Consider the following 7622-nt stretch of genomic DNA (forward strand, 5'->3'; position numbering starts at 1 on the left):
ATGATCCGCCGGGAGCAGGAGCGCGGAGCCCCCAGGCCAGAACGTGGAACAGAATCGCCGCCTTCCACCCCGTTCCCCCCTCCCCCAGGCCGTTCCCACCCGGAAGGATGGTTTACGCCCCGTCGGACCCCTTGCCATGCAAGAGCAAATAGCCATATCCTTCCCCATCATGAACAGCTTCTCGATGATGGCATATCCCGCGATGATGGCGGACAAGGATCAGGACGACCAGGGCGACGGCCCGGGCGGCCCCAATGTCGGCATCGCCACGCGCACGCGCGCCCGGACGAAAAAGCCCTCTCTCTACAAGGTGCTGATGCTGAACGACGACTACACGCCGATGGAATTCGTCGTGCACGTTCTCCAGCAATTCTTTCGCATGGACATGGAGGAGGCGACGCGCGTGATGCTGCACGTCCACCAGCGGGGCGTCGGCGTATGCGGAATCTTCAGCTATGAAGTGGCGGAAACCAAGGTGAATCAGGTGATGGACTTTGCCCGCCAGAACCAGCACCCGCTCCAGTGCACCTTGGAAAAGGCCTGATGGTGTCCCGGGGCACCTGACAGGCGGGCATAACGCGAATCTCACCGGCCCACGACTCGGGGCCATGCCCGGCAATCGATGACGTGGCACGGACCAAGCGGTTCGGTGACGCCTTCAGCCTGACCAGAGGATGGCATTCTGCCAGCGCGGCCGTGCGAGGCGTTTTTCCAGACGGTGCTGTCAGTCCAACGCGAACTCGTCGCCATCAGATGCTCTTATGTCAGCCGGGCACTCCAGCATGGGGAAAGCAGCGAAGGCATGCACATCCCGGCCCGGGAACTGGAGAATATCGTGGTAGAGAAGCTCCCGACCCTGTGCAGGTATCCGTTGCAGTTCGCCATCAACATCGGCATGCTCATCGATGGTGCCAACCTGCCAGCATTCGTCGCCGGCATCGAGACGCTGGCCGGATCCGTGAGACGGCGGGACAGCGACACTCTCCGCAGCCTTCTGGCCAGAATTGAAGTAGGCCGCGACGGGATCACCATGGACTGCCGCAGCCGGGCTCTGGCGCCAGATGCTGGCAGCGGATACGGCACTGAAAGCCGGGTGGTCAGCTTCAGATCCGGTGTACGCCTGACCAGATCGGGACGGGCACTGCGACTGGTCCATGATGGAGATGCACCGACTGCCGATCGCATGGACCTCTCGCTCGTGCGGCTGATCGTGAAAGCCCATCGCTGGTGGAAAATCCTGCGGGACGATCCCGTCGACATCAAAACGCTCTCGGCCCGCGAGAATGTCAGTGCTTCATGGATGACTACCGCTTGTCTGCAGAGGATCATGTCCTGAGTGGGTGAAGGCCTTCTCATAACCATTCTCGAATGGCGAAAATCTCTCGCCGGACGGTTGCATCAAACGAGCATCACCGTGTCATCGCCAAAACTGGTGGAGGGTGATGCACCATGCCCTGACGCCATGCTCCCGGAAGCAACCTGTAATCGCTCCGTCTTAGCATTCTTTTCACCATGATAGTTTAGGAGCGAGAGATCTGGGAGAGGGCTGTCGCGTGCTCAAGGCGTTACAGATTGGCTACAAACCTCGTGAGACACGTCACCCGGTGTTGATTCCGGCGAGGATGCGCGTGGGCGAATCCTGGGTCGAAGCGGTCATCCATAATCTGTCCTCGGGTGGCGCACTCGTGGCATCCGACGAAGCCCCTGAGCGCGGCACTTATGTAGAGATACGGCGTGGGCGACTGACGATTATAGGGCGGGTCGTCTGGCGGAAAGATCGCTTTTTCGGGATTCAGGCGCAGGGCAGGCTCGATATCGCTGCCATAATCAATGAACCGCGCCTGGCTTCCCGTCCCCGATCTGCGAATGATCCCGAATCATCCTATGAACGCCGGGCTCAGCCAAGAGCGGACGCAGATGCGCGCATTGCGCGCCAATTGGAGAATAGCCGACGTTGGTCAGCGGCATTCCAATTTGGTGTGTTCGTAGTCCTTGCTCTCATTGCCGCAGGCTTTGCCGCCAGCGAACTTTACCAGATCCTCTCGCGACCGTTTTCCGAACTGGAAAGTCACCTCTAATATTCCGCCTGTCAAACGGCCCTTTAGCTGCACGCTGCCCGAACCTACACCAGCAGGCTCAAGGCTGTGTGAGCCGTCCGGCGGCGAAGTCGCGCGCCAGCGCGATGAATGCCTGGAAGGCCGCGGAGGAATTCCGGCGATTGGAATAATAGAGACACAATGGCACGAGCGGTGGCGTCCAGTCTCCGAGAATGAATCTTGGCTCGTGACACGAACTGGAGCTCGCCCTACGCCCTGCAACATTACCCAAGACAGGCGATCGACCCAGCAAAAGCGGCCCTTACATGACATATGGCGCATGATTTTATCTGCCCGACAGCGGGCGAGGAACTCTCGCTCTTCTCCGCCGTCGATGGACGCAAGGTCGTCTTTCAACCGATCGGCCTGGGTCTTTCCCCGTGGCTGCGTGTTGTTCGCGCATGACAACAGCAACTATGGAACGTTCAGGTAGCTGCGCCTGTGGCGCATTGAGGTTCATAGCCCGAGGTGACGCGTCACGTGTGGGCCTTTGTCACTGCCTTGTTTGTCAGAGAGCGCATGGCGCACCCTATCTTGCCTTTGCCGTCTTTGCCCGCGCGGCCGTCGATCTTTGCGGTCCATATGCGGCGTGGGAGAGCAGCCCCGGCTATTATCGGCTACATTGCCCTACATGCGGATCTCGGTTCGTGAACCTTGCCGGCGATGAGATCGAGCTTCCCGTCGCGAGCTTCGACGACGCCACGGGTCTCGTGCCGCAATATGAGAACTGGATCACCCGTCGGCTGCCGTGGGTCGCGCCTCTTCCCGTTCCTCAATTTGCACGCAATCGGGAGTCTTGAAGTTTAGCGGACATATATGAGCACAGCGAGGCGGATCACCTCGGGCGACGAGTTGAAGTATCGGAACGGGCTCTTGGGGCGGCTGCTCACGCCGTCTGTTTACCCGTTGCCACTTAGCTTTGACGGCGCCCTCCCCAGCGCTGAGTGAAGATATTCCTAGAAATAGTCGGAGTAATCTCTTACAGCGGCATGCCTGAATATTGGATAGGCGGCGGGAGGGTCGAAGGGTGCAGCTAAATCTCACGCTGGCGTTGGCGGTAGCCGCTGTTCCGGCGTCGGCTCTGGCGCAACCGGCATCTGTCGCCATGACGGTCGCCGCCGACGGTACGGGACCGACCATCGACCGCGACATCTTCGGTCAGTTCGCCGAAAATCTGGGAACAGGCATCTATGGCGGCGTCTGGGTGGGCGAAGACTCGCCGATACCCAATGTGCGTGGCATTCGCAGCGATGTGGTTCAGGCGCTGAAGGAATTGAAGGTTCCGAGCGTTCGCTGGCCGGGCGGGTGCTTTGCCGACGAATATCATTGGCGCGATGGGGTCGGTCCTCGCGCCAAGCGGGCGGTAACGGTGAACGGCAGCTGGGGCAACGCGCTGGAGAAGAATGATTTCGGCACGGACGAATTTTTCGACTTCATCGATCAGATCGGGGCCGAAGCCTATATATCGGTCAACATGGGATCGGGCAGCGTCAAGGAAGCCGCCGACTGGCTCGCGTACATGACCGCTGATCGCGGCACGACGGCGGGGGCGGAACGCGCAGCCAATGGCCATCCCAAACCCTACCGAGTCAAATTTCTGGGTCTTGGGAACGAAAGCTGGAGTTGTGGCGGCGCGTACACGCCCGACTATTATGTCGATGAAATGAAGCGCTACGCTCGCTTCGCCCGTAACCTCAACCTCGAACAGCAGGGCACGGACAATCCTGCGGGCGGTTCGGTAGCCGGATCGGACCCGATGCAACGGATCGCGGTCGGGCCCGGCGGACTGGACACGGCCTATACCGAAGCCGTCATGAAGGCATGGAAGGCGCATGACTGGAGCTGGAGCATCGAAGGGCTGTCGATGCACAACTATACCTGGATCAGCTGGCCCCCGCCCTTTTCCAGCATCGACTTTGGCGAGCGCGAATATGCGATGCTCATCAAGGACACGCTGAAGATGGAGGAGATGATCCGCGTCCACTCAGCGGTGATGGACAAATACGACCCGGACAAGAAAGTCCCGCTGGTCATAGATGAATGGGGCGTTTGGCTCGCGAAGCTGCCCGGCAGCAAGGATGGTTTCCTGCATCAGCAGAACTCCATCCGCGACGCCGTCATCGCTTCGATCAACCTCAACATGTTCGTCCGCCATGCCGATCGGGTCCGCATGACCGCCATCGCCCAGATGGTGAACGTGCTTCAGGCGATGATCCTGACGGACGGGCCGAAGATGGTGCTGACGCCCACCTATCACTTGTTCAAAATGTATGTGCCGTTCCAGAACGCCACGCGCTTGCCGATTAGCTTCGACGCGGGAACATACAGGTTCGGCGAGGTAAGCGTGCCGCGCATCGATGCGATTGCGGCGCGCGGCGCCGACGGGAAGCTGTGGATCGCGCTCACCAACGTCGACCCGAACAATGCCGCCTCCATCGATGCGGCGGTGGCGGGCATCCGCGCGCGCAAGGCATCGGGTACCGTGCTGACCGCATCACGGGTCGATGCGGTCAACAGCTATGACAAGCCCGACATGGTCAAGCCGCAGCCAAGTGCCGCCAAGGTGATCGGCGGCCGGTTGAAAGTGACATTGCCGCCCAAGTCGGTAACCGTTCTGAGCGTTATGGAATGATGGCCAAAAGCCGACATCGAACGACCGCCCGCGCGAACCGGGACCGGATCGCGTGAAAGCTGTTGTCGCATTGGCCGCAGTTGCAGCGACCATCTTTTCCGTCGATTTGCCAGCTTTTCCGTCGATTTGCCGGCCGCCTCTCCCCCACCGCCTTCCGCCGCGTCGCCGGCGGCGAAGCAGCGCCTTATCGTGCTGAGCGACATTGAGACGGACCCCGACGATACCCAATCCCTCACTGTTATGGTTCACAAGCCAGCATCTCGCCGCACCAGGATTTGAATAAGGTAATGGCCGTGCTGCACCAGCATAAGCACGGGCTTGTATATGCGCAGCCACGATGGTGCGTGGTCCGTCATATGCGGCAAATATCGCACCCGACGAACGGTCCATGTCGAACCGAGGTGGCGCCTGGACCTCGACATTTACTCCGATAAGATTCATAGTTTACTCCGACAAATTGGTTCGATAGGGTGCTCTTGGGCATCTGATTGGGAGATTTACATGAGCTGGACGCGTCGCGGCACGCTGGGGGCTGGAATCGCGTTTGGGGCCCTGCCGCGCTTCACATGGGCCGCGCCGGCTGCGGCGTCGATCGCGACACCCTTTTCCCTGTCGCAGGTTAGGTTGAAGCCTTCGATCTTCCTGACGTCGGTCCGGGCGAACGCGCGCTATCTCCTGTCGCTCGACGCCGACCGGCTGCTGCATAATTTCCACGCCGGCGCCGGATTGCCGACCAGGGGTAAGGTCTATGGGGGGTGGGAATCGCGTGGGATCGCGGGCCATTCGCTGGGCCATTATATGAGCGCGGTGTCGCTGATCCACGCCCAGACGGGCGACCCGCAATTCCGCGACCGCGCCGCTTATATCGTCGGCCAACTCAAGGCGATCCAAGCCAGGCACGGGGACGGCTATGCTGGCGGCACCACGGTCGATCGCGACGGCAAGACCGTCGATGGCAAGGTCGTGTATGAGGAACTGCGCAGGGGCGAAATCCGCTCGACCGGATTCAGCCTGAACGACGGATGGGTCCCCTTGTACACCTATCACAAGGTCATGGCAGGCGCGCTGGACGCGCATCAGCATGGGGGGATCAAGGACGGCTTGACCGTGGCGATCGGGCTGGGCGACTATCTGGGCAAAATCCTAGAGGGGTTGAGCGATACGCAGGTCCAAGACATCCTGCGCACCGAGCATGGCGGGCTGACCGAATCATATGCCGAACTCTACAAGCGCACCGGCAATCGCCGCTGGCTGACCCTGTCGGAGCGGATGCGGCATCACGCGATCGTCGATCCGCTTCAGGCCGGGCGTGATGAACTCGCCGGCAAGCACGCCAATACCCAGATTCCGAAGATCATCGGCGAGGCGCGACTGCATGAACTGACGGGCAACGCGGACCGCGCGAAAGTCGCACAGTTCTTTTGGACCACGGTCACGCACGACCACAGCTACGTCATCGGCGGCAACTCGGATCACGAGCATTTCGGCCTGCCGCGCCAGCTTGCCCAACGGCTCGACCAACAGACGTGCGAGGCGTGCAACAGCTACAACATGCTGCGCTTGACGCGGCATCTGTACAGTTGGAGTGGCGAGGCCAGCTATTTCGATTTCTACGAGCGCGCGCACCTCAACCATATCATGAGCCAGCAAGACCCGAAGACGGGCATGTTCACCTATTTCACCGCGCTGGCACTGGGAATGGGACGGGTGCATTCCAGCCCCACCGAGGATTTCTGGTGCTGTGTCGGCTCGGGTATGGAGAGCCATTCGAAGCATGGCGAAAGCATCTATTGGAAGCGCGGCGATGCGGTTGCGATCAACCTCTATTACGCCTCCACGCTGAACGCGCCCGAAGCGAAACTCGACATGGATACCGAATTTCCGCTGGGCAATATGGTGCGGATTGCGGTGACGAATGCGCCGAAAAGGCTCGCGCTGCGCGTGCCGGGCTGGTGCGCCGACCCGTTGTTGAAGGTGAACGGCAAGACTGCGGGCGTCCGGGATGGCGGCTATCTGATGCTGACCGGCCTGAAGGCGGGGGACCGGATTGAACTGTCGCTGCCCATGCCGGTACGGGTCGAATCGATGCCCGATGATGCCAAGCTGGTGGCGTTCGTCAGCGGGCCGCTCGTCCTGGCCGGTGATATGGGGCCTGGCAAGGGAGCTTGGGACGGCCTCGACCCCGCCATCGTTACCGACCGCGCCGAACCGGTGCTGGTGGCGGCTGCCGGACTGCATCACTATCGCCTGGGCGAACAGGGCAAGCCGGGCGACCTGACGCTACGCCCCTTTTTTGCGCAGCATGAGAACCGCGCCGCCGTCTATTTCCGACGCTTCGACGTGGCGGAATGGCCGACCCAGCAAGCCGCGTGGACCCAAGCCTCGAAAGACCGGGCGGACTTGGCCGCGCGCACGATCGACGTGATCCGGCTGGGGGAGCAACAGCCGGAGGTGGATCACGCCTTTGCGGACAGCGGTCAGTCGGCGCCCGTTTCCCACGTCGCCGACCGCAGCCGGAACGTGAATGTCGGGTTCTTCGAATTTGACCTGGCCGTCGCGCCCGGCCCGCTCGCGCTTCAGGTCGCTTATGGCGGCGGGCAGCGCGACAAGGATTTTCGGATCATGATCGATAGCGAGCAACTGGTGCGCGAACGCTTGCCGGGGGAGAGTACTAGCGCCCGCAACGTGCAGACCTATGCGCTGCCGACGAAAATGACGCAGGGTAAGTCGAAGATTCGCGTCCGCTTCGAATCGGACAAGTGGCAGGGCGTCGAGGTCTATACGGCCCGCACCATGCGGCTCAAATCGGTCTAGGTTTCGTGGACAAAGGTTGACAGCAGGATCGGGCGTTGATTCAAGGCTGCCTTTTGGAGGTGGCGTTGGGCGAGCGTATT

6 protein-coding genes and 1 pseudogene are annotated in these 7622 nt (G+C 61.0%); 6 read left to right on the top strand and 1 reads right to left on the bottom strand.

Going from position 1 to position 7622, the window contains the following annotated elements; all coding sequences use genetic code 11:
* Positions 1-136 precede the first annotated feature (136 nt).
* The 3 genes from clpS to K7W03_RS25895 all read left to right on the top strand — a co-directional run bounded on the left by clpS (position 137) and on the right by K7W03_RS25895 (position 2078).
* Complete coding sequence (gene clpS / locus K7W03_RS25885; protein ID WP_044661526.1) at positions 137-544, top strand: ATP-dependent Clp protease adapter ClpS; 408 nt, start codon at positions 137-139, stop codon at positions 542-544.
* 258 nt (positions 545-802) lie between these two features.
* Positions 803-1336, top strand: coding sequence for a hypothetical protein (locus K7W03_RS25890; RefSeq protein ID WP_222887784.1), 534 nt, complete (start codon positions 803-805; stop codon positions 1334-1336).
* 217 nt (positions 1337-1553) lie between these two features.
* Positions 1554-2078, top strand: coding sequence for a PilZ domain-containing protein (locus K7W03_RS25895; protein ID WP_222887786.1), 525 nt, complete (start codon positions 1554-1556; stop codon positions 2076-2078).
* A 58-nt stretch (positions 2079-2136) separates the two neighbouring features.
* On the opposite strand, the pseudogene K7W03_RS27975 reads toward K7W03_RS25895, so the two are convergent.
* A pseudogene (locus tag K7W03_RS27975) lies at positions 2137-2271 on the bottom strand (LysR family transcriptional regulator); the annotation flags it as partial.
* Between the two features lie 241 nt (positions 2272-2512).
* Here K7W03_RS27975 and K7W03_RS25900 point away from each other — a divergent pair.
* The 3 genes from K7W03_RS25900 (at position 2513) to K7W03_RS25910 (ending at position 7542) form a co-directional block, all read left to right on the top strand.
* Positions 2513-2896, top strand: a complete 384-nt coding sequence (locus K7W03_RS25900) for a GFA family protein (RefSeq protein WP_222887788.1) — start codon at positions 2513-2515, stop codon at positions 2894-2896.
* 305 nt (positions 2897-3201) lie between these two features.
* Entirely contained in the window at positions 3202-4728 is a 1527-nt protein-coding gene (locus K7W03_RS25905) for an alpha-N-arabinofuranosidase (protein ID WP_226870528.1), read from the top strand.
* A 501-nt stretch (positions 4729-5229) separates the two neighbouring features.
* Positions 5230-7542, top strand: a complete 2313-nt coding sequence (locus K7W03_RS25910) for a glycoside hydrolase family 127 protein (RefSeq protein ID WP_222887789.1) — start codon at positions 5230-5232, stop codon at positions 7540-7542.
* Positions 7543-7622: the final 80 nt, after the last annotated feature.

The sequence above is a fragment of the Sphingobium sp. PNB genome, assembly GCF_019873065.1.
GTDB lineage: Bacteria > Pseudomonadota > Alphaproteobacteria > Sphingomonadales > Sphingomonadaceae > Sphingobium > Sphingobium fuliginis.

Coding starts and splice junctions, on each gene's coding strand:
- K7W03_RS25910 (WP_222887789.1), top strand. CDS start 5,230: ATGAGCTGGACGCGTCGCGGCACGCTGGGGGCTGGAATCGCGTTTGGG.
- K7W03_RS25900 (WP_222887788.1), top strand. CDS start 2,513: ATGGAACGTTCAGGTAGCTGCGCCTGTGGCGCATTGAGGTTCATAGCC.
- clpS (WP_044661526.1), top strand. CDS start 137: ATGCAAGAGCAAATAGCCATATCCTTCCCCATCATGAACAGCTTCTCG.
- K7W03_RS25890 (WP_222887784.1), top strand. CDS start 803: ATGCACATCCCGGCCCGGGAACTGGAGAATATCGTGGTAGAGAAGCTC.
- K7W03_RS25905 (WP_226870528.1), top strand. CDS start 3,202: ATGACGGTCGCCGCCGACGGTACGGGACCGACCATCGACCGCGACATC.